The sequence below is a fragment of the Ruegeria sp. BB1 genome, assembly GCF_056539465.1.
Map to the genome: position 1 here is coordinate 1 of NZ_JBQFVB010000005.1, position 21,478 is coordinate 21,478.

The 21,478-nt window shown below is 58.4% G+C and carries 21 protein-coding genes; 13 read left to right on the forward strand and 8 right to left on the reverse strand.

Annotated features, from left to right (window positions below; all coding sequences use genetic code 11):
- Window positions 1-164: 164 nt before the first annotated feature.
- The 6 genes from ACR0AL_RS12520 to ACR0AL_RS12545 form a co-directional block, all read right to left on the reverse strand.
- Window positions 165-635: an aminoacyl-tRNA deacylase gene (locus tag ACR0AL_RS12520; RefSeq protein WP_170361221.1), complete on the reverse strand. Its 471-nt coding sequence runs from the start codon at window positions 633-635 to the stop codon at window positions 165-167.
- Window positions 636-1,059: 424 nt separating this feature from the next.
- On the reverse strand, window positions 1,060-1,443 hold the full coding sequence (locus ACR0AL_RS12525; RefSeq protein WP_170350759.1) for a carboxymuconolactone decarboxylase family protein: 384 nt from the start codon (window positions 1,441-1,443) through the stop codon (window positions 1,060-1,062).
- Between the two features lie 17 nt (window positions 1,444-1,460).
- Window positions 1,461-2,201: a sulfotransferase-like domain-containing protein gene (locus ACR0AL_RS12530; RefSeq protein ID WP_480663254.1), complete on the reverse strand. Its 741-nt coding sequence runs from the start codon at window positions 2,199-2,201 to the stop codon at window positions 1,461-1,463.
- A gap of 20 nt (window positions 2,202-2,221) precedes the next feature.
- Window positions 2,222-3,040, reverse strand: coding sequence for a hypothetical protein (locus tag ACR0AL_RS12535; RefSeq protein ID WP_480663256.1), 819 nt, complete (start codon window positions 3,038-3,040; stop codon window positions 2,222-2,224).
- A gap of 19 nt (window positions 3,041-3,059) precedes the next feature.
- Window positions 3,060-4,148 (reverse strand): aromatic ring-hydroxylating oxygenase subunit alpha, encoded by a 1,089-nt coding sequence (locus tag ACR0AL_RS12540; RefSeq protein WP_480663258.1) that lies wholly within the window; start codon window positions 4,146-4,148, stop codon window positions 3,060-3,062.
- Complete coding sequence (locus ACR0AL_RS12545; protein WP_170350755.1) at window positions 4,145-5,032, reverse strand: MurR/RpiR family transcriptional regulator; 888 nt, start codon at window positions 5,030-5,032, stop codon at window positions 4,145-4,147. Before ACR0AL_RS12545 ends, ACR0AL_RS12540 begins: the two co-directional genes overlap by 4 nt.
- Window positions 5,033-5,100: 68 nt before the next feature.
- Between ACR0AL_RS12545 and ACR0AL_RS12550 the strand changes: the two genes are divergently transcribed.
- The 8 genes from ACR0AL_RS12550 to ACR0AL_RS12585 are packed head-to-tail and all read left to right on the forward strand — an operon-like array spanning window position 5,101 to window position 14,077.
- Entirely contained in the window at window positions 5,101-7,557 is a 2,457-nt protein-coding gene (locus ACR0AL_RS12550) for an FAD-dependent oxidoreductase (RefSeq protein ID WP_480663260.1), read from the forward strand.
- A complete protein-coding gene (locus ACR0AL_RS12555) occupies window positions 7,554-8,636 on the forward strand; it encodes an alcohol dehydrogenase family protein (protein ID WP_480663262.1) in 1,083 nt (360 codons plus the stop codon). Before ACR0AL_RS12550 ends, ACR0AL_RS12555 begins: the two co-directional genes overlap by 4 nt.
- A 2-nt stretch (window positions 8,637-8,638) precedes the next feature.
- Window positions 8,639-9,211: a dimethylsulfonioproprionate lyase family protein gene (locus ACR0AL_RS12560; protein ID WP_480663263.1), complete on the forward strand. Its 573-nt coding sequence runs from the start codon at window positions 8,639-8,641 to the stop codon at window positions 9,209-9,211.
- Complete coding sequence (locus ACR0AL_RS12565) at window positions 9,208-10,314, forward strand: mandelate racemase/muconate lactonizing enzyme family protein (protein WP_480663265.1); 1,107 nt, start codon at window positions 9,208-9,210, stop codon at window positions 10,312-10,314. The genes ACR0AL_RS12560 and ACR0AL_RS12565 overlap by 4 nt, the downstream gene beginning before the upstream one ends.
- The gene (locus tag ACR0AL_RS12570) at window positions 10,311-10,595 is read left to right on the forward strand and encodes a cupin domain-containing protein (protein WP_254429568.1); all 285 of its coding nucleotides are present in this window, start codon (window positions 10,311-10,313) and stop codon (window positions 10,593-10,595) included. Before ACR0AL_RS12565 ends, ACR0AL_RS12570 begins: the two co-directional genes overlap by 4 nt.
- Complete coding sequence (locus tag ACR0AL_RS12575) at window positions 10,592-11,698, forward strand: mandelate racemase/muconate lactonizing enzyme family protein (RefSeq protein WP_480663267.1); 1,107 nt, start codon at window positions 10,592-10,594, stop codon at window positions 11,696-11,698. Before ACR0AL_RS12570 ends, ACR0AL_RS12575 begins: the two co-directional genes overlap by 4 nt.
- The gene (locus ACR0AL_RS12580) at window positions 11,695-12,798 is read left to right on the forward strand and encodes a mandelate racemase/muconate lactonizing enzyme family protein (RefSeq protein WP_480663269.1); all 1,104 of its coding nucleotides are present in this window, start codon (window positions 11,695-11,697) and stop codon (window positions 12,796-12,798) included. Before ACR0AL_RS12575 ends, ACR0AL_RS12580 begins: the two co-directional genes overlap by 4 nt.
- Window position 12,799: 1 nt before the next feature.
- Window positions 12,800-14,077 carry an aspartate aminotransferase family protein gene (locus ACR0AL_RS12585; RefSeq protein WP_480663271.1) on the forward strand — a complete coding sequence of 426 codons (1,278 nt, stop codon included), beginning with the start codon at window positions 12,800-12,802 and terminating at the stop codon, window positions 14,075-14,077.
- A gap of 222 nt (window positions 14,078-14,299) precedes the next feature.
- Here the strand turns inward: ACR0AL_RS12585 and hemC are convergent, their stop codons facing one another.
- Window positions 14,300-15,259, reverse strand: coding sequence for a hydroxymethylbilane synthase (hemC, locus tag ACR0AL_RS12590; protein WP_170361241.1), 960 nt, complete (start codon window positions 15,257-15,259; stop codon window positions 14,300-14,302).
- A gap of 107 nt (window positions 15,260-15,366) precedes the next feature.
- Here hemC and hemE point away from each other — a divergent pair, with 107 nt between their 5' ends.
- Window positions 15,367-16,401 carry a uroporphyrinogen decarboxylase gene (gene hemE, locus ACR0AL_RS12595; protein WP_170377870.1) on the forward strand — a complete coding sequence of 345 codons (1,035 nt, stop codon included), beginning with the start codon at window positions 15,367-15,369 and terminating at the stop codon, window positions 16,399-16,401.
- A 57-nt stretch (window positions 16,402-16,458) separates the two neighbouring features.
- Here the strand turns inward: hemE and ACR0AL_RS12600 are convergent, their stop codons facing one another.
- Window positions 16,459-17,568 (reverse strand): CaiB/BaiF CoA transferase family protein, encoded by a 1,110-nt coding sequence (locus ACR0AL_RS12600; RefSeq protein ID WP_170350746.1) that lies wholly within the window; start codon window positions 17,566-17,568, stop codon window positions 16,459-16,461.
- 171 nt (window positions 17,569-17,739) lie between these two features.
- Here ACR0AL_RS12600 and ACR0AL_RS12605 point away from each other — a divergent pair, with 171 nt between their 5' ends.
- The 4 genes from ACR0AL_RS12605 to ACR0AL_RS12620 all read left to right on the forward strand — a co-directional run bounded on the left by ACR0AL_RS12605 (window position 17,740) and on the right by ACR0AL_RS12620 (window position 21,470).
- Window positions 17,740-18,669 (forward strand): ABC transporter ATP-binding protein, encoded by a 930-nt coding sequence (locus tag ACR0AL_RS12605; RefSeq protein ID WP_170350745.1) that lies wholly within the window; start codon window positions 17,740-17,742, stop codon window positions 18,667-18,669.
- A complete protein-coding gene (locus ACR0AL_RS12610; protein ID WP_170350744.1) occupies window positions 18,666-19,427 on the forward strand; it encodes an ABC transporter permease in 762 nt (253 codons plus the stop codon). The genes ACR0AL_RS12605 and ACR0AL_RS12610 overlap by 4 nt, the downstream gene beginning before the upstream one ends.
- 114 nt (window positions 19,428-19,541) lie before the next feature.
- Complete coding sequence (locus ACR0AL_RS12615; protein WP_170350743.1) at window positions 19,542-20,339, forward strand: S49 family peptidase; 798 nt, start codon at window positions 19,542-19,544, stop codon at window positions 20,337-20,339.
- 168 nt (window positions 20,340-20,507) lie between these two features.
- Window positions 20,508-21,470 carry a calcium/sodium antiporter gene (locus ACR0AL_RS12620; protein ID WP_170350742.1) on the forward strand — a complete coding sequence of 321 codons (963 nt, stop codon included), beginning with the start codon at window positions 20,508-20,510 and terminating at the stop codon, window positions 21,468-21,470.
- Window positions 21,471-21,478: the final 8 nt, after the last annotated feature.

Here is a 21,478-nt window from a genome sequence, read left to right on the forward strand (position 1 = left end):
TCAGAACAGCCCGGTCACACTACAATTGATCCCCAAGATCAATCGCTTAACACCCTCAACCCGTCAGAACCACAAAACAATAGGGTGAGAGCTAAAAATCCTGCTCCCGTAGCTCAGAAAAACCCCGCCGGAGCGGGGTAAATCAGGAAAAAACACGCCAGAGCTTAATGCATGCAGCAGAAAGCGCCGTGCTTAACGTCTTTCATCATCGTGTCGAAATCCTTCCCGCGCATTTCAATCAAAGTTTGGTGGTCTCCAGCTTCGAACCAAACCCTGTCGAGGCCAGTGAGACTGTTGTCCACAACAGTCGGCAGATCATAGGCATCGCCTACAGGAGGTATCGCGCCAAGGGCGCAATCATCAAACAATTCGCGCATTTCGGATTCAGGAGCTAAACCAAGGCGCCGATCCATCATCGATTGCAGAGCAGTGAGGTCGACCTGATGGTTGCTGGGCAGCACTGCGAGTATGGGCCCCTCTTCCATGTGAATTAAGACGGATTTGGCAAGGTGGTCGCCGGGAACATGTGCCGCTTCTGCACATTCGCTTGCAGTAGCGGCATAGGGATGCGGGACAGTATCAAACGGAAGCCCCTGGGAGTCCAAATGGTGTTTCAGACGAGATGCAATAGTCATGGTGCCCTCCAATTCATAGAAGGCGTCCCGGACGCGAAGCGTGTCACGGTGCGCACCCAGGGCGCAATTTTGTGTATGAACTCATATTGTGCGCCCAATCAGTCGATCCGGCAAGGGGGGTGCAGTCGCAATGATCAACCCTGATGTAGGCTGTTCAAGTATTAAAGAAGGTTGCGAGGGCTCTGCTTGCCTTGTTTGTTGCGGCGATGAGGTTGCCATACATATCTAACACATGGCTCTTGGCGTTCTAATCGTATGAGACGACAACGCGTGTCAAAAAATTCTTGCAGCCTGCCCCTCGCTCTGCCCGACACGCCTTAATCGGGACGAGGCGCGGCGAGATTGTCGATATACTTATAAACTTAGGGCCCGAAGCCTGATACTGAACCAGTCATGCCTGCTAAAATCTGACTAGTTTGAGCATTTATTTGGCTTCAAGCACCTTTCGCGCCACACGGAAGCATTCCAGCGCCTGGGGTACTCCGCAATAGATGCCGATCACGTGGATGATGGCCCTGATTTCCTCCTTCGAGACGCCATTGTTAATCGCGCCTTTGCAGTGGATTTCCCATTCGTGCATCTTCCCCAGCGCGCCGATCATCGACAGGTTCATCATCGATCGGGTCTTGGCGTCGATCACGCTGTCGCCCCAGCCAAAGCCCCAGCACCAGGCTGTCATGGCCTCCTGAAACGGGCGCGTAAAGTCATCCGCGGACGCCAGGTTCTTTTCTACATATTCGGCCCCGAGCGTGCCTTTGCGTTGTTCCAACCCTTTGAGGAACAGGTCTTCGTCGAAAATGTCTGCCATTTGGGGTCTCCGGTTCTTTAGCGCGTCAGACGATGTTTGTAGAGGTGATCATAGTGCGGTTTCATCCGGCGATGCACCTGTTTGACCCGATCTGGCGCCTCTTCGATTGAAACATATTTGCGAGGTTGCGGCGCCAACCCGGTCGAGTTCGCGAGATTGGCGTGAAACGACCCGCCATCCCACCAGCTATGTGCCGAAGGATCGCCACCGGCTTCCCAGGTCAAGGCGTCTTCGATAAAAGGAATGCCCACTGCGTCACAGAATTTCTTCGTCATTGCACGGGGGTCTTCCAGCAGATCATCGCTGTCAATCACAGGCGGAGGGGTGCCGTTCAGGGCGGTTAGCAAGTCGAATAAGGCGCGCTGTTCGGGGAAGCCAACCTCTCCTTCCGCGAAGTCTGGCCAGCGATTGAACATCGAGGTGATCGTTTTGGCCGGGTCGCGGATCAGGAAGGCATGATTGAAGTGGGACAGGAACTCGGCATCCCACATATGGTTGATGTAGTGCGGAAAGTCCTTGATGAAGACCGGCGCATTTTCGGCTCGGGCCTTGATGTCCTGCCACACTTTCCCAAGCGTCAGGCCGGGCGTTGTGACATCCCCCGGTTTGAACCGGTGCCAAAGTGGGTCTTCTCCTTGATACCACGCCTCGCCGAAGGGTTCGTGCAGGCAATCCAGATCGCCGCGCTGGCGCATCATCCATTCAAAGGCCGTTGAAGTGGATCGGGGCACCGCCCAAAGCGCGAGTATTTTGTGCATGGGTTTCAGCCCTCTTTGATCTACAGGCTTTTCAGAAGCCGACCCAATGGTGTCGCGGGCCGCAAGTCAAGGGATCTGAAGATGCGCCAATAGAGCGCGATGTCGTGGCCGACTACAGGTTTACCCAAGGCGGCCTCCAGATCGTCTACCAAATGCAGGGGGCGTTGTGGCAGATCGTTCGGACCCGTGCGGAAATTACACATGCCGTTGATAAGGATCGCATCGGCCCTCGGGGCTTGCTCGGCAACGTACTCGAAGCTTTTGAGCGCCAGATCTCCTTCGAAGACCCAGCGATAGCTGTTCACATCTTCTTGGCTGGCAAACCATCCCTGATCGTAGAAATTGCCGGCATACAAAACATCGAACCCGGCTTCTTGAAGGAACCCGACTGTGCCTTGCCACCATTCCGGCCAATGATAGGCAGCGTTCAACGCTACCTTCTCCACATTCATCTCTCGCAGCGCTTCGATCATGGCGTATCCTGCCATATGAAACTGCGTGCCGTATTTGTCGGACAGATCCGCGCAATGCTGTCGTACGCCTTCAACGCCCAGTCCGCAGGCATGCACCCAGTTCGACCCGACCTGACCGCACACATCGACGCCGTTTCGGGACATGCAGTGGACAAAATCCTCAAGCATCCCGAAATTCTGTTTTCGCTGATCCAGCCCATGCACATATTCTGGAACATGCAACATCCAGCCATGTACCCCTACGGTGCCCGGGCTGATGCGCAGGAAATCGGATGGAGCCGCATCGAAGTCGAACGGAGGAGAGGTAAAGCCCACCTGATGCGGAAATAGCTTGTGCTCCGGTCGCCAGTCTTCGGGCATCAGCATGGGTGGATCACCTTGATCATCAGTCCACGGCCTCACGCATCCATTGTTGTAACCGGGCAATCGAGTGTTCCGACATCACACCGCATCGGGGATCCAGCACCAGCGGACCGGGGCGATAGCCACGGGATTTCAGGCCCCGGTGAACGCTTTCGACCAGATGGATATCTTCTTCGACCGTGGTTTCACGATCCTGCACGGCCAGTTGCCGGATCACCGCACTTTCCGACCCGCCTTCGGTATACCAGCCGCGCCAGACGGTGCAGTGATCGGCATCGACCGCGCGCCAGTGGTAAGTATTCAGCACATTGCCCGGGTAGCATTGGAATGAAAACATCGGCCACAGGAACCACGACTGATAATCACCTGCATGAGGCACCGACATGTCGATGGGATAGGTCATCTTGTCGAGGCTCTGGCATTCCGTCGTGTGGCGCAGCACATAGCCGCCGCTTGGATCGGGTTGAATGTCATAGGTCTCGGGTTTGACCACGCCTTCGGCAAAGGTCGGGTGATTGGTTGGGCAGTGATAACATTCCGAGTAATTCTCGATACTGACCTTCCAGTTGCAGTTCTCGGGTATCTCGACCCATTCCAGCGGTTCCAGATCGTCGATGTGGGGGACGAAGGCGCGGATTTCTTCGCGCACGCCGGGGTACCATTCGTCCATTGGCGCGGCGTCATCGTCGAGATTGACGAAGATGAAGCCGTTGAACACTTCGGTCCGGACAGAAGTCAGGCAGATGGCGCTACGGTCAAAGCCGGGGACGGATTTGATGTTGGGTCCTGCGCGCAGCTGGCCGGACAATTCATATGTCCACGCGTGGTAGGGGCAGACGACGACGCGGGTGTTTCCGGCGCCGGTGACCATCTCGTGCGCTCGATGCTGACAAACGTTGTAAAAGGTGCGGATTTCTCCGTCGCGACCCCGAATGCAGAACAGGTTCTGCCCGGCAATCGTGAAGGCAAAGTAGTCCCCTGTTTCGCGGACTTGCGCCACGTGTCCGGCGAATTGCCATGTTCGGGCCAGAAGGCCCTGCATCTCTTGCGTGAAAATCGCAGGGTCGGTGTAGTATCGCGCATCAAGCGAACGTGTCAGCGGGGCGTTCATTCGGGCTCCTCTGCGTAAAGGCCAAGCTGGTGCCTGCGTTGGTGAAACCGTTCCACCCGTTCGACGATCTCATCGCTGGAAACCGCGATCACGAAGGACAGCAGCGTTTCCAACAAAGCGATGGTAGATACGGAGGACGGGAAGAACTGCGGTGTGTCAGCAGCGACGACAAAGCCATGCTGCGCGTTCAGGATTACTGGGCTGGCGGGGCTGTCGGACAGGCCGATGACAGTCAGGCCCTGCTGCCGCGCCAGTTTAATTGCGTCGATCACTTCGGTCCGGTAGGGGTGGCAGGTGATGGCGATCAGCACATCCTGTTCGTCGGCCCAGGCCAGATCGTCCACCGGGGTCGAGCCGGGGCGAGGGATGGCGTGAAATTGCTTCATGCCCGTAGAGGCCAGATAGGTAAAGTTGCGCGCGTTCGCGTTATTGACGCCAACGCCCAGCGTGAAGATCTGGCGGCAATTCCAGATATCCTCGGCAGCGGCTTTCAGTCGGTCGGCGTCGATTCCGGCAAAGGTGTCTTCGATGTTGCGGATCGCGGCGCCGATCATATCGGCATAAAGGCCACCCAGCTCACCCGACTTGCCAATGGTCTGCAACCAGCGCGCGCGATCGGGAAACGACACGGTGCCTTGGCGAATCGCGTCGCGAAATGGGGCGCGAAAATCCTCGTAGCCTTCGAAGCCCACCTGCCGAGCCATCCGCACGAAGGTGTTGGGTTTCACATTGGCAGCCTCGGCAATCTCGCGCACGGTCGAAACCCCTACATCCGTGGGGTTTTCCAGCACGTAACGCGCGGCTTTCTGTGCCTCGGGCGTCAGGGCGTCCCACTCTTCGGTGAGGCGGTCGAGAACGATTGATGATACATTTGTGTCATTCATGATTGACGATGGTACATTTGTGGAATTAGCCTGTCGAGCAGAAACGCGACTCGGGAAGAGGAAAAATCATGTCCGAGAAGAATCTGCCGTCACATGCCCGCGTGGTGATCGTGGGCGGAGGTGTCATGGGGGTCGGTCTGGCCTATCATCTGGCGCATGAAGGGTGGGGCGAGGATACTGTCCTGCTGGAAAAGGCTGAACTGACCAGCGGCAGCACCTGGCATGCGGCAGGGCAGATCACACATTCAACATCGAGCTTTGGGCTGGGCAAATGTGTGGACTACAACATCGGTTTGTATTCAGGTGCGCTTGAGGCAGAGACAGGCCAGCCGGTGACATGGCATGGCTGCGGATCGTTCCGACTGGCCTATACTGAGGATGAGATGGACTGGTTGCGCCACACCCTGTCCGTTGGTCGCTCGCTTGGGTTCAATATCGAATTAGTCGGCCCCGAAAAGGTGGCGGAGCTGCACCCGTTCTACAATCTCGACGGCGTGTTGGGCGCGCTGCATACGCCCGACGATGGCCATGTGGACCCGACAAACGTCACCATGGCGATGGCAACAGGCGCGCGTCTAAAGGGTGTGCGCATCTTCCGCAACTGCCGCGCCACCAACATTACGCAGGCTGGGAATGGGGAGTGGGTGATAGAGACCGAACAGGGCACCATAACTTGTGAGCATGTGGTGAACGCTGGCGGCACCTATGCCCGTCAGATGGGCGAATGGTCGGGGCTACAACTGCCCATGACTTCGATGACCCACCATTACTTCGTGACCGAACCGGTGCCGGAGTTCCAGAACCTGGACACCGAACTGCCGGTGATCCGCGACGATCGCAAAGTCTCGGGCTATATCCGGATGGAGCAGCAGCGCGGGCTGATCGGGATTTACGAAAAAGAGAACCCGAACTCGGTCTGGCATGATCATTGCCCCTGGGAATACGAAAACTGGTTGTTCGATGCGGACTACGACCGGGTGATGCCGTGGCTTGAAGAAAGCCTGAACCGGATGCCGATCTTTGCTGAACTGGGCATTCAACGCGACGTACATGGCGCGATTTCGCATCCCCCCGATGGCAACCCGTTGATCGGCCCTGCGCCGGGTGTTCGGAACTATTGGTGTTGTTGCGGAACGCAGATCGGCATCGGCTGGGGGCCAGGTCTGACCCGCGAGCTGGCGCGCTGGATGGTGCATGGGGCGGCGGATATTTCGATGCGCGAATTCGACCCGCGCCGGTTTGGGGCGTATGCCAACAAGGACTGGCAGGTGATCAAGGCTGAGGAAGACTACTGCCTGCGCCATGAAATCCCTTTCCCGCATTTCAATCGCCTGGAAGGCCGCCCGATCAAGCCGTCGCCGCTGTATGAACTGCTGAACTCCAAAGGCGCGGTGCATGAGGAGGTGTATGGTTTTGAGCGCCCCCGCTGGTTCGCACGGGACGGGGTCGAACAGCGCGATCACTATTCCTTCCGCCGCACACCGGCAGACGACATGGTCGCAGCTGAGGTCAAAGCGGTCCGCGAACGCGTCGGTATCATGGATGTCACCGCTTTCACCAAGGTCGAGGTCTCTGGCCCGGACGCCTATGCCCTGCTGGACCGGTTGACCGCCAACCGGATGCCGCAAAAGGTGGGCTCGATCACACTGACGCATATGCTGAACCGACGCGGGCGGATCGAATTGGAGACGACGATTGTCCGCATGGCCGAGGACCGCTTCTATCTGGTCTGTGCAGCTTTCTTTGAACAGCGCCTACTGGATCATCTGGCACACCAGTGCGCTGAAGAGGATGTGCAGATCACCGCGCTGTCCGTCGACTGGTCGGCCCTGTCGCTGAATGGCCCCCGATCGCGCGACGTCTTGTCCCGCTGCACCGATGCGGATTTGAGCAATGCCGGTTTCCGCTGGCTGTCGGCGCAGGAAATCACCATCGCGGGGCACAAGGTCTGGGCCTTCCGCATGTCCTATGCCGGGGAACTCGGCTGGGAGCTGCACATGCCCAACGCCGCCTGCCTCGACGTCTATACCGCGCTCTGGACCGCTGGCGAACCTCATTGTATCGCCGACTATGGCAGCTTTGCCATGAACGTGATGCGGATGGAGAAGGGCTTCAAAGGTGCGGGTGAGTTGACCAACGAGGTCACTCTCGCCGAGGCTGATGTGCTACGCTTTGCCAGTACGGACAAGGAGTATCTGGGCAAGGACAAGACCCTGAATTCTGATCTGCCCTGGATCTGCGCCTATCTTGAGATTGAACCCGACGGAGAGATCGACGGTCATGGCGGCGAAGCGGTCACGCTGGATGGCCGCGTCGTGGGCTCGACGGCTTCGGTGGCTTATGGCCATACGGTCAGTAAGATTCTGGCCTTTGCCTATATCAAGCCCGAAGCCGCAACCCCCGGCACCGCGTTGCAGGTCGTGATCCACGGCAAACCCCGCGTAGCCCGCGTGTTGGGTGAACCTGCCTATGACCCCGACAGCCTGCTGCCCCGTACCGACGCCATGCTGGAGACTGCACAATGAGCCTGCCCGATACAATGAAAGCTATGGTCACGATGGGCCATGGTGGCCTTGAACAAATGGTGTTGCATGAGGACTGGCCGCGCCCGGAACCCGCTGCGGGCGAGGTGCTGATCAAGGTCGCCGCCTGTGGTTTGAACAATACCGACGTGAACACACGCTCGGGTTGGTATTCCAAAACGGTGACGGATGCGACAACGGGTGGCGCGTTTGAAGAAGTGGGCGAAGATGACCCGACATGGGGCGGCGCGCCAATCACGTTCCCGCGCATTCAGGGCGCCGATATCTGCGGTCAGATCGTGGCCGTCGGCGATGGTGTCGACAGCGCCCGCATTGGTGAACGCGTGATCACCGATGGCTGGCTGCGCGATCCGAACGATCCAGGCAACAAGGACAAGACCGGATACTACGGGTCCGAGCGGGACGGCGGATTTGCCGAATACGCCACGACACTTGCGGTGAATGCGGTGCCGATCAAATCAGACCTCACGGATGCGGAGCTGGCGACGTTTTCCTGCTCGTATTCGACCGCCGAAGGCATGCTGACACGCGCCAACGTGACCGACAAGGACACCGTGTTGGTGCCGGGCGCCTCGGGTGGCGTTGGTGGGGCACTGGTGCAATTGGCCAATCGGCGCGGCGCGCGTGTGATCGCAATGGCGTCCGAGACCAAGCACGCAGACGTCGCCAAATTAGGCCCCGACAGGATTTTGCCCCGTGCGCCGGAAAACTTTCGTGCGGCTTTGGGTGCAGAAAAGATCACCGTAGTGGCCGATGTGGTCGGCGGCCCCTATTGGCCGAACCTGATCGACAGTCTGGAACGCGGCGGGCGCTATACGTGCTCGGGTGCGATCGCGGGGCCGATGGTCGAGTTTGATCTGCGAACATTCTACCTGCGCGACTTGACCTTCACAGGTTCGACCGTGATCGACCCGCAAGTCATGCAAAACCTCGTGAAATACATCGAGGCCGGAGAGATCAAGCCTGCGTTGGCGGCTACCTATCCATTGGAAGAATTGCGTGAGGCACAGGCGGCCTTTATCGCCAAACAACACACAGGCAACATCGTGGTGATCCCGTGACAATGGACGACGTTCTAGAGGCCGCCCGGCAGCTGCATCAATCCCACCCTGATCTTTCGGGTTTTGGTGCCTGGCCTGACGATCTTGTAGCGACAGGTTTGGAACCAAACCAAATCCCGGCAGTAGAGTTGGTTCAGCAAACTGAATTCCCGACCGGCGACGCCACGCAATCCTTGTCCGATGCGATCAGGGCAACCGCACATCTGGCGCAATGGAAGCTCACGTATACCGAAGAAGAGGTGGGGGCCGATTTCCTAAACCGCTACGGCTATTATGAATTGTTCGGGCCAACCGGGCATTTCCACTCGACCCAATTGCGCGGCTACGTCGCCTATTGGGGGGCAGGTTTAAATTATGATTGGCACAGCCATCAGTCAGAAGAGCTGTATTTGATCGTAGGGGGCGGGGCGAGTTTTCGCATCGAAGGGAACGAAACCTATATCGGTCCCAACCAGACACGCCATCACCTCAGTTGGCAAAGCCATGCGATGACCACAATAGATGAGCCGATCCTGACCTTCGTTCTTTGGCGCGGCGAGGGAATGGGCGATTTGCCACGAATGGATGCCGCATGAAAATCACCCGTGTGCGCGTGTTCCAGACCGGTCTGCCTTATGTGGGCGGTGCTTACGTTTGGGGGGCGGGCAACGCGATTGAAACCGCAACTGCGTCAGTCGTCGTCATCGACACAGATGCGGGTCTGCAGGGGTGCGGAGAATTCACACCTTGTGGTGAGAACTATATGGTTGCGCATTCCGAAGGCGTCGCCGCGCTGGCCCGGTTGGTTGCTCCGTCGCTGTTGGGCGAGGACCCGCGACAGGTGGGGCGCATCGAACAGCATATGGATCATTTGATTCAGGGACATGGGTACGCAAAGGCTCCGTTTGATGCCGCGTGCTGGGACATTCTGGGGCAGGATTGTGATCAACCGGTTTGGATGCTGCTGGGCGGTAAGCTGACCGACGGCGCGCCGATGTATCGCGTCGCGCCTCAGAAAGCGGTTGATGAGACGGTCGCCGAAATGAACCGGTACCGCGAGCAGGGGTACCGGCAGTTTCAGATTAAGGTCGGCAGCGACTGGGTCACGGATATTGACCGTATCCGGACGACACTGCCTTTGCTTCAACCTGGTGAAAAGGCGATGGCCGATGCCAATCAGGGCTGGCGCGTTGACAAAGCGATCCGGGTGGCGCGCGCAACGCGCGATCTGGATTACATTCTGGAACAGCCCTGCCGCACCTATGAAGAATGCCAGCAGGTACGCCGCGTGGCCGAGCAACCGATGAAGCTGGATGAATGCCTGACTGGTATGCACATGGCGCAGCGCATCGTCGCGGATCGCGGGGCCGAGATCTGCTGTCTCAAAATCTCGAACCTTGGTGGGCTAAGCAAGGCGCGGCGGGTGCGGGACTATCTGGTCGAAAACCGCATTCCGGTGGTCAGCGAAGACACATGGGGTGGGGAAATTGCGACATCGGCTGTCGCCCATTTTGCTGCCTCGACCCCGTCTGACTACCTGCAAAACACAACCGACCTGATGAACTACAACACGCGTTCTACCGGAATCGGCGGACCAATGTCGCGGAATGGCAAGCTCTACGCCTCGGATGTACCAGGAATGGGTGTAGTGCCCGATTTCGAAAGCCTCGGTGCGCCTGTTGAGGAGTTTAGATTATGAGACCGCAAGCTGTTGCAACCCAGATGATCGATGACGCGCGTGTGCGGGTGACGCGCTTTGACTTTGCCCCCGACGCTGAAACTGGCTGGCACCGTCACGCGATGGATTACGTCATCATGGCTGTCACCGATTGCCAGATGCGGTTGGAGTTGCCCGATGGAACGGCCAACGAAGTGACGGTTCTCGCTGGAACCGCCTATCGCCGCGACGAAGGGGTGGAACATAACGTCATCAACGCTGGGGATACCCCCATGTCCTTTGTCGAGGTGGAGTTGAAATGAAGATCACCCGCCTTTCGGTCTATCACGTCGATTTGCCGTTAGAGCATCCCTATTGGCTGTCTGGTGGGCGGCTGAAATTCGACGTGTTAGATGCGACGCTGGTTAAGGTGGAAACTGATGCCGGGCTGATCGGCTGGGGCGAGGGCACTCCTTGGGGTCACACCTATGTGCCTGCGCATGGGCCGGGCATTCGCGCAGGCATTCAAACCATGGCGCCGTTCATTCTGGGCCTTGATCCGCGACGAGTGTTGGATGTGGAACGGGCAATGGATACCGCGCTGCCCGGACATCTCTACGCCAAAAGCCCGATCGACATGGCGTGCTGGGACATCGCAGGTCAGGCGGCCGGCCTGCCGATTGCTGATCTGATGGGTGGGGGGTCGCGGACGCCGCGTCCGATTGCATCCTCGGTCGGGGCCAAGACTGTGGAAGAAACCCGTGTGGTCATGGAGCGGTATCGCAACCGCGGCTACGTTGCCCATTCGGTAAAGATCGGAGGTGACGTCGAACGTGACATTACTCGTGTGCGCGACGTGGAGAGCATTCGGCGACCGGGTGAGATCGTCCTATATGACGTCAACCGAGGCTGGACCCGGCAACAGGCCCTGCAAGTAATGAGCGCCTGCGAGGATCTGAACGTCATTTTTGAACAACCCGGTGAGACGCTTGATGATATTGCCGCGATCTCGGGCCGTCATGCCTCACCCGTGTCGGTAGATGAAAGCCTGGTCACCTTGCAGGACGCTGCGCGGATTGCCCGTGACGGGCTGGCCGAGGTGTTCGGGATCAAACTGAATCGCGTCGGCGGTCTGACCAAAGCAGTTAGGATGCGAGATATCGCTCTGGCGCACGGGATCGACATGTTCGTGATGGCCACTGGCGGCTCGGTTCTGGCCGATACCGAGGCACTGCATCTTGCCTCTACCATCCCGGACGACAATTGCCACGCGGTCTGGGCTTGTCAGGATATGATCACGGTTGATATCGCCGCCGGGCGCGGGCCGCGTAACATCGAAGGTCACCTGCACCTTCCGGAAACACCGGGGCTTGGTGTTCATCCCGACGAAGAGGCGCTTGGCGATCCGGTTGGAGTTTATCAATGAGGATCACCAAGATAATGCTCTGGTCCGTCGATCTGACCAGTCACGAGACCTACCACATGGCCGAGGGTAAGACCTGTGCCACAGTTAAAACCCATGTTCTGTGTCTGGAAACGGATACCGGCCTGAAAGGTTGGGGCGAGGTCTGCCCGATCCCCCATTACCTGCCAGCCTTTGCTGATGGCGTGCCGGGGGCGGTGGCGGAAATGGGACCGCAGATCATAGGGGTTTCCCCGTTTGGAGTCGACGCACCGATGCGTAAACTGGACGGGTTCTTGCAAGGGCATCTTTATGCCAAGTCCATTGTCGACATTGCTCTGTGGGACCTGTTTGGTCAGGCCACGGGCCAACCGATCTATGCTTTGCTGGGCGGGCGGACGCGGAAGGACATGCCGCTCTATCATTCGATCACCTGTATCGCGCCGGACGACATGGCGCGGATCGCCAAAACCGCTTATCAAACCGGCATTCGCCAGTTTCAGGTCAAGCTGGGGGTTGAGGGCGACTGGCAGGCCGATGCGGAACGTCTGATCAAAGTGCGTGAGGCCGTGGGACCGGGCCCTCTGGTCTATGGCGACTGGAACTGTGGCGCGTCGCGGTTGCAAGCCACACGCACGGGGCGGGCCGTTGCGCATCTGGACGTGATGCTGGAGCAGCCGTGTAAAACGCTGGAAGACTGCGCTGCTGTGCGACAGGCCACCGGCTTGCCGATGAAGATTGACGAAAACGCATTTGATCTGGCCTCGCTGTTGCGGGCGCATGAACTGGGGTGCATGGATGCAGTGGCGTTGAAATTTTCCAAATTTGGCGGCTTGTCGGCCATGCGCCGCGCGCGGGATCTGACCGTTCATCTGGGGGCAGAAATTTGCGCCGAATGCACCTGGGGGTCGGATATTGTTACGGCCGCATCGTTGCACTTTGCGGCGTCGACGCCGCATGGATCATTGCTGAATACCTGTGACCTGTCGTCCTATGTGGCCCCTCGACTTTGCCAGGATGCACCAAATCGTGAAAACGGCCGGATTGCTCCGCCCGAAGGTTCAGGATTAGGTGTTTCACCTGACCCGGAAGTTCTTGGTTCCCCGATATTGGAGATCGTTTGAGATGCTGAAGATAGGCACACAATCCGAATGGATCGACCGCGCCAATGCAGTTCTACCGGCCGGAGGGTTTGGCAATTTTGATCCTGGCATCATCATTGCCCGCGGCGAAGGCAGCCACGTCTGGGATGAGGACGGCAATGAATATATCGACTATCTGATCGGGTCAGGCCCCATGTTGTTGGGTCATGGCCACCCCGAAGTGATGGAGGCCGTACTGGAGCAATTGCCCAAAGGCATGACCTTCTTTGCCAACAACGCCAAAGGCATTGAACTGGCCGAGGCGATCATCGATGCGGTGCCTTGTTGCGAACAGGTGCGGTTTGTCGCCTCGGGCGGTGAGGCGGACATGTATGCGATCCGTCTGGCCCGCGCATATACGGGGAGCAGCAAGATTCTGAAATTCGAAGGTGGCTATCACGGCATGAGCGCCGAGGCACAGATGAGTCTTGCGCCCAGTCGGCAGGTCAACTTTCCGCAAGCCGTGCCAGACAGTGCCGGTATCCCTGACAGCGTGGCCGAACAGGTGTTGGTTGCCCCTTTTAATGACCTTGAGGCGGTGGCCGCCCTGTTGGACGAACACAATGACGTCGCTGCGATCATGGTTGAGCCGTTGCAACGGATCGTGCCGCCTGAACCCGGTTACCTGCAGGGCTTGCGCGATCTGTGCGACAAGCACCATGTTCTTCTGATCTTTGACGAGATCGTCACCGGGTTCCGCCTGGCCTATGGCGGCGCGCAAGAAAAATACGGCGTGACGCCCGATATCTGCACTTTGGGCAAAGCTACAGGCGGTGGCTTCCCTCTGGCCGCGCTGGGTGCCAGCGCCGAAATTATGAAGCATTTCAACAAGGCGCAGGTCGGCGAAGAAGGCTGGCTGATGCAGTTGGGCACCTTGTCTGGCAATCCGGTGGCTTCGGTTGCAGGTTTGAAAACCCTCGAGGTTTTGCGGCGCGACGGTGTTTATGACCAGCTGCGCGCAACTGGGTTGGCATTGCAGCAGATGCAGGTCGACGCGCTGACCAAGGCGGGTATTCCGCATCAGGTCGTCGGAGATGAAACGCTGTTCGATATCTATTTCACCGATAGGGCTTGTCGCGACTACCGCAGCGCCAGACATGACGATCCACAACGAATTACCCTCTACAACGATACGTTGCGCGCAAATGGGATCTTCAAATCTCCGGGCAAGCTGTATCCGTCATTGGCCGTGACCGAAGCCGATCTGGAACAGACCCGGGCGGCTGTTGAAAAAGCTGTACAGGCGATCAGTGCAGCCTGAACGATTGATCTGAAATGAAATGGGCCGCTGTCAAAATATGACAGCGGCCCTAACCGATTAGTGATTTGGTGCAGTCTCGCCCCCTCGAATACCACTTAAGCGAATATACTGAAAAAACTTTCGACTTTATCGAGATCGCCCCTTCACCACATCGGTATGACACCTTGATGCCAGATCGGAATGCAATCTACAGTGAAGTAATTCACATTACTCAAATTTTTCTCAACTTCTCCAATCGAAGAAGCCCGGACCTGCTTGTTTCAACAGTGTTTGTGCCATGACGCGGCCCATCTCGGGGCCGTCGGAAATCGTGCCCGTTTGGTCTTCGGCAATCGCCTCGGACCCATCGGGGCGCAGCACTTCGCCGCGCAGGCGCAGTTGTCCGCCTTGCACTTCGGCAAGACCCGCGATGGGGGTTTCGCAGGACCCGTCCAGGGCCGCCAGCAGGGCGCGTTCAGCGGCCAGGCGCTGACCCGTCTCGGTATGGTGGATCGCTTCGAGCATACCCGCTGCACGGGAATCGTCGCTACGACGCTCGATACCGATGGTGCCCTGTGCAATTGCGGGCAGCATGTCCTCGGGGGCGATGGCCGTGGCGGGAACCTCGGCCATGTTCAAGCGGCGGATGCCTGCCATGGCCAGAAAGGTGCAGTCCGCCACGCCGTCGGCCAGCTTCTTCAGGCGGGTCTGCACATTGCCGCGAAACTCGACCACATTCAGATCAGGCCGTCGGTTCAGCAATTGCGCCCTGCGGCGGAGCGATGAGGTGCCGACCACGGCACCCTGCGGCAGATCGTGGATCGAGGTCAGGCTGGGTGAGATGAAGGCGTCGCGCACATCTTCGCGCGGCAAGAACGTGTCCAGCACTAGACCTGTGGGCTGTTCCACCGGCATGTCCTTGGTGGAATGCACTGCGATGTCGATATCGCTGCGCAGCATCGCCTCTTCAATTTCTTTGGTGAACAGGCCCTTGTTGCCGATCTCTTTCAGCGGGCGGTCCGCGTCGATCATGGCGCGGTTGTCGCCGGTGGTCTTGATCACCACGATCTCGAACGCCTCGTCCGGCAAGTCAAATGCAGTGCCCAGCCGTTGCCGGGTTTCGTATGCTTGCGCCAGCGCCAGAGGCGAACCACGGGTGCCAATCTTCAGCGGTGAGTCGGGGGAAGGCAGGGTCAGTGTCATGCGCCAAGCTTTAGTCGCGTCACATTGCCCTGACAATGGGGGGACACCTTGACAAATTGCCGCCGAAGGATGACCCGTTGCGACAAACCAGACGATTGGGGGCAAAGATGGCCGAGACAAAGAAACTGCTGCGGGCACTGGCGGGTGAGGTGCAGGATGTGCCGCCGATCTGGATGATGCGTCAGGCCGGGCGGTATCTGCCCGAGTATCGCGCAACCCGCGCGCAGGCTGGGGATTTTCTGTCGCTATGCTATAACCCTGAACTGGCGGCCGAGGTGACGCTGCAGCCGATCCGCCGCTATGGGTTCGACGCAGCGATCCTGTTTGCCGATATCCTGCTGGTACCGCAGGCGCTGGGCGCGGATTTGTGGTTTGTCACCGGAGAAGGCCCGCGTCTGTCGACCATAACGCAAGCTTCGGAATTCGATGCGCTGAAACCGGTCGAGGATATCCATGAAACGCTGTCGCCGGTTTATGAGACGGTGCGCATCCTGTCGCGCGAATTGCCGTCCGAGACCACTCTGATTGGATTCGCGGGCGCGCCCTGGACCGTTGCGACATATATGATTGCCGGGCGCGGCACCCCGGATCAGGGGCCCGCGCATGCGCTGCGCGAGGAAAACACCGCTCTGTTCGAGGCACTGTTGGAGCGTATTACGCTGGCGACCATCGAATACCTCTCGGCGCAGATCGAGGCCGGGGCTGAAGTGGTCAAGATCTTTGACAGCTGGGCCGGGTCACTGAAAGGGGATGCGTTTCGGAAATATGCGCTTGAGCCTTGTCGGGTGATCACGCAGGCCATCAAGGAACGCCATCCCGGTATCCCGGTGATTGGTTTCCCGCGAGAGGCCGGGGATGGCTATATCGGATTTGCCAAGGCAACGGGTGTGGACTGTGTCGCGCTGGACAATTCAGTTTCGCCTGAATGGGGGGCCAAGCATGTGCAGGTGGATGGCTGCGTTCAGGGCAATCTGGCCTCGTCTCATATGGTGTCCGGAGGGCAGGCTTTGGTGGATGAGACGCGCCGGATTGTCGAAGCGTTCTCAAAAGGACCACATATTTTCAATCTGGGTCACGGGATCACGCCGGATGCTGACCCTGCGAATGTGCAACTGATGATCGATACAGTTCGCGGGCGGTAACCGGGAAGGGGCCAGCCCCCTTCTTGGACTGTGGCCAATTCATCCCCCGAGGTATTTTTAGCCAGATGAAGAGGCGGATCGGCGAAGAGTTTCGAGCTCCGCCCGAATTTCCACACTGTGTTCGCCACGGGCTGGGCTTGGTTTCGGGGCCCACGCATGGTTGGAAAATCTCGGGGCGGCGGCGGCCTGAAGGTCACCGTCGATACGCAGCCATGTGTTGCGGGTGGTATTCATCTCATGGGCCTGTGCTTCGGTCGGGCTGAGGACCGGGGCGACACAGGCATCTGTTCCTGCGAACAGATTTGCCCAGTGGTCGCGTGGCTTTGCGGCGAATATGGCGGCAAGACTGCAGGTTTGCGCGGGCCAGAGTGACGGGTCGAACTGGGGCTCGAAAATCTTGTCGTCGGACAGGCCCATCTTTTGCAGGAAAAGCGCATAGAATTTGGGTTCGAGGCATTGGACCGTCACGAACCCGCCGTCGGCACAGGCGTAGGTGCGGCTCCAATGGGGGCCGTCCAGCAGGCTTTGACCGCGTGCGTCAGACAGGTTGCCGGATTGGTTCAGACTCATAAGCAGGTTCATCATATGTGCCGAGCCATCATAAATGGCGGCGTCGACGATGGTGCCTTGGCCCGTGCTCTGCGCGTTCAGAAGCCCGGCCAGAAGGCCAGCGACCAGATACATCGCTCCTCCGCCGATATCACCGACCAGTGTGGCGGGGGTCTGCGGCGGTTGATCGGGGGGTGATCCGTACCAGAGCGCGCCGGACAAGGCGATATAGTTCAGGTCATGTCCGGCCGTGTCCGACAAGGGGCTGTCCTGACCCCAGCCTGTCATCCGGCCGTAGACCAGCTTGGGGTTCATTTCGTGACAGGGTTCGGGACCAAGGCCGAGTTTCTCCATAACTCCGGGGCGAAACCCTTCGATCAGCGCATCAGCCGAGGCGATCAGCCGTTTGGTAACTTCCAGATCGCTCTCGTCCTTCAGGTTCAGATCAATCGACCGTTTTCCGCGATCCAGAACCGAGCATTCCGGCATGCCAGGTGTTGCCGCCCGTACCTTGCGGTGGATGGTGATGACGTCCGCGCCCATATCCGCCAGCAGCATGGCGGCAAAGGGGGCAGGGCCCAGCCCCTCGATCTCGATAATCCGAATACCGTTCAGCATTGCGCCCCTCCGTTTTGGCGCAGGGTTTCGACTTGTCCGGTGAATTGCAAGGCCGGAGTTACGTGCAATGGCGCCTTTCCCAACCGCAAAAAAGCGCAGGGCGGTGTGCGGAATTGACCTGTTCTGTGTCGGGCGGGCGAGGTAGGGTCGCCGCCAGAACGAGGAACCTGCATGACAACCATTCTTTCGATCAAGGATCTGCGCAAATCCTACGCCGGAGGGTTTGAGGCGCTGAAGGGCGTCTCGCTGGATATTGAGCAGGGGGAGATCCTGGCGCTGCTGGGCCCGAACGGGGCGGGTAAGACGACGCTGATTTCGACCATTTGCGGCATCACCACACCGACCTCGGGTTCGGTTGCGGTAGGCGGCCACGATATCCTGACCGATTTTCGTGCCGCACGCCGGATGATCGGGTTGGTGCCGCAAGAGATCGCGTTGGAGCCGTTCGAGAAGGTCTGGAACACGGTCCGCCTGTCGCGTGGTCTGTTCGGGTTAGGCCGCAATGATGCGCGGATCGAAGAAATTTTGCGCAAGCTGTCCCTGTGGGACAAACGCAAGAACGCGATCAAAGAACTGTCCGGCGGTATGAAGCGTCGCGTGCTGATCGCCAAGGCACTGTCGCATGAGCCGCGCGTGCTGTTTCTGGATGAACCCACCGCCGGCGTTGATGTCGAACTGCGCAAGGATATGTGGGAGATCGTGGCCGAACTGAAACAGGCCGGCGTCACCATCATCCTGACCACGCATTACATCGAAGAGGCCGAGGCCATTGCTGACCGTATCGGCGTCATCGACAAAGGCGAGCTGTTACTGGTGCAGGACAAACACACGCTGATGGCGCAGATGGGCAAGAAGCAGATCGAGGTGATGCTGACTGAGCCGATCCAGACCATTCCCGACAGTCTGGCGGTGCATAACTTGACGATGAATGGTAACGGTGATGCGCTGATCTATACCTATGACACGCATGCTGATCGTACCGGGATCACCACGTTGTTGAATGATGTGGCGCAGGCGGGGCTGGTGTTGCGTGATGTGCAGACGCGGCAGTCGAGCCTTGAGGAAATCTTTGTCAATCTGGTGTCCGGAGAGCCCGCATGAACTGGTCCGCCATTGCCGCCATCTACCGGTTCGAAATGGCCCGGTTCTTCCGCACCCTGGCGCAAAGCTTTCTGTCGCCGGTCCTATCAACCTCGCTGTATTTCGTGGTCTTTGGCACCGCCATCGGCAGCCGTATTCAAGAGATCGAAGGCGTGTCCTACGGTGCCTTCATCGTGCCGGGGCTGATCATGCTGTCGGTGGTGATGCTGGCAATATCCAATGCGTCTTTCGGCATCTATTTCCCCAAGTTTCTGGGCACGATATATGAACTTCTCTCGGCGCCGGTGAATTTTATCGAGATTGTGATCGGCTATGTCGGGGCAGCCGCGACCAAGGCACTTTTCGTTGGGTTGGTCATCCTGGTTACGGCCTCTTTCTTTGTGGATTTGCGCATCGAACACCCGGTTGCGATGGCTGCATTTCTGATCCTGACCTGCCTCAGCTTTTCTCTGTTGGGGTTCATCATCGGTATCTGGGCCAGTAATTTCGAGCAGATGTCGCTGGTGCCGCAGCTTGTCGTGACGCCGCTGATTTTTCTGGGTGGCACGTTCTATTCCATTTCGATGCTGCCGCCGCTTTGGCAGACGGTCACCTTGTTCAACCCGGTGGTCTATCTGATTTCGGGGTTTCGCTGGTCGTTTTATGGGCTGGCGGATGTTCCGATCGGGCTTAGCCTGTTGGCCATTCTGGCCTTTACCGGCCTGTGCCTTGGCATCATCTGGTGGATCTTTAAAACCGGTTGGCGCATTCGTAGCTAAGCCACAGAGAGGCGTTGCATTTTTGCCCTCTGACCTCAGGAAATGTGTTCACGTCACGTCTATCGGTAAATCGGTCCCTTGTTTACCGGTTGGGGGCACTCTACATCGGCACCCATGAAACTCAGCCTGCCGTTTATTAAAAAGCAACCCTGCGTGGCCGTTGTGCGCCTGTCCGGTGCAATCGGAATGGCCGGTCGTGGATCGATGTCCGACACTGCGCTGGCACCCGTACTTGAGAAAGCCTTTCGCAAGGGCAAACCTGCCGCCGTCGCGCTTGAGGTCAACTCGCCCGGTGGATCGCCGGTGCAAAGCTCTCTGATCGGCGCGCGTATTCGACGGTTATCTGAGGAATTGAACGTTCCTGTCATTGCTTTTGTCGAAGACGTGGCAGCCTCGGGCGGATATTGGCTGGCGGCGGCTGCGGATGAGATTTACGCCGATGACAGTTCGGTTCTGGGGTCGATTGGGGTGATCTCTTCGGGTTTCGGCGCGCATGTCCTTTTGCGAAAACAGGGTATCGAGCGCCGCGTGCATACTGCCGGCAAATCGAAGTCTATGCTGGACCCGTTTGCACCCGAGAAAAAAGAAGACGTCGCTCGGCTGGAAGTGCTGTTGGCTGACATTCACGAAAATTTCATCACTCATGTCAAAACCCGGCGCGGCGGCAAGCTGGATGAAAGTCAGGACCTGTTCACAGGCGAGGTCTGGCTGGCCCGGCGCGCGCAGGAACTGGGGCTGATTGATGGCATCGCGCATCTGAAGCCCAAGTTGCAGGAACGCTTTGGCGAAAAGGTCAAGTTCCGCCGCTATGGGCTGCGCAAACCTCTTTGGTCGCGCTTTGGGGCTTCGCTGGCACAGGATGCCGTTGCCGGCCTTGAGGAGCGTGCAGCCTACGCGCGTTTCGGTTTGTGACGTGATTATCAAGATTGTCACCCTGTTTCTGATCGCCATGGGTGTGCTGGCGATGTTCGGAAAGCTGCGCTTTCCAGGGCAAAAGAGGCTGCAATCGTCAAGATGTCCGCGCTGCGGGCGGTTCAGGATCGGCAAAGGCCCCTGCGCCTGCGAAAAAGGAGGCCGGACATGACGGCATGGCTGTTATCCGGCCTTGGATTGCTGATCTTGTTGCTGGCGGGTGATGCGCTGGTACGCGGTGCGGTAAACCTGAGCCTGCGCATGGGCGTGCCTGCATTGATCGTTAGCCTGACCATCGTAGCCTTTGGCACATCAGCGCCCGAACTTTTGATTGCGATCAGCGCGATCAAGGAGAACGCGCCGGGGATTGCGCTGGGCAACGTGGTCGGGTCGAACACGGCGAATATCTTGCTGGTTCTGGGCCTGCCTGCTTTGCTGGCCACGTTGCACACCAGCGAATGCGACAGTCGCAAGAACTATGTTTTCATGCTGCTCGCTTCGGTTCTGTTCATCGGGCTGGCATTCTGTGGCGTGTTCAACATGTTCAGCGGGGCCATTCTGCTGGCTGCGCTGGCTCTTGTTCTGTGGAATGCGTTCCGCGAGGCCTATGCGCATCGCAAGGCCTGTGGTGAGGCTTGTGCCGACGATGATGAGTTGGAAGGTCTGGAAGAGGCTGATCCCAACATGGCCTATTGGAAGGTTTCGGTCTACCTGGTGTTGGGCCTGATCGGTCTGCCCATGGGCGCGCATCTTCTTGTCGACAACGCGACCGTCATTGCGCGCACCTATGGGGTCAGCGAAACGGTGATCGGCCTCACACTGGTTGCCGTGGGAACATCCCTGCCGGAATTGGCCACCACGGTGATGGCGGCGCTGCGGCGTCAGGCGGATGTGGCGCTGGGCAATGTGATCGGGTCAAACATGTTCAACCTGCTGGCCATTGTCGGGATTGCCACGTTGGTTGGCCCTATTCCCGTCGACCCGGAATTCCTTGAATTTGACTTGTGGGTCATGTTGGGCGCGTCGCTGTTGCTGATCCCGTTCGTGTTTTTCAAGCGGGACATCACGCGCGCCTGGGGCATTGTGTTGACTCTGCTCTACGCGGTCTATGTCATCGTTTTGTTGGCGTAACGTGACGA